A 664-nucleotide genomic window follows, 5' to 3' on the forward strand; every position below is an offset into this window, starting at 1 on the left:
CCCAACCTCCAAAGAGCAAGCGGCGGCTATTCAGCTTCACCGTATTGATCAACCTTTTGTAGGGTATTGTGAAGATATTTCGCACCATCACGACCATTTTGATCCGAAGGGGGAGAGCCATATCGGTAAAGCCTGTGACTGGTTTGAATGGATGACTCAGGTAGTAAATGCGCCGTCAAAGTATCAGCATTAACAAGAAAGACTAACGCGCCGCCAAGAGGCTTGTCTGCTAACGATGGAACAAAAAACTGTTTTGCATTCCATCGTTAGCGATATTTTATATGTGAATGTAATAACAACTATTCAAAATAACTTTGGATACATTTAAGTATTGTTAAACCATTAAATGAGAAAACATTAACAAAAATCAATCAAGAGAAATAAAAGTGATAATTTAATTAACCAGTTAATAATACAGGGAGGCATAAATGTATAACTCAAAATTACTTCCATTACTGTTTATGTGTCATTCATATGCAACGTGTGCTGCAATGATTGGTTATTTTAACGTATATCTACAATGGAATTTAATAGTATCTATTATATTATCTGTAATGATAACATGTTTCTTTTCAAGGGCAGGTATAGATACACTATTAGGTATACTTGGTGCAGTCAATGTATAGCATTTCAATTACTTAGAATCAATATTATTATTTGCTTC

At 34.3% G+C, this 664-nt stretch carries 1 pseudogene; it reads left to right on the top strand.

The features are described 5' to 3' along the window. Window positions 1–193: pseudogene (locus Xbud_RS19240) on the top strand (DUF5710 domain-containing protein); the annotation flags it as partial. Between the last annotated feature and the right edge of the window lie 471 nt (window positions 194–664).

This window comes from Xenorhabdus budapestensis, from assembly GCF_002632465.1.
GTDB lineage: Bacteria > Pseudomonadota > Gammaproteobacteria > Enterobacterales > Enterobacteriaceae > Xenorhabdus > Xenorhabdus budapestensis.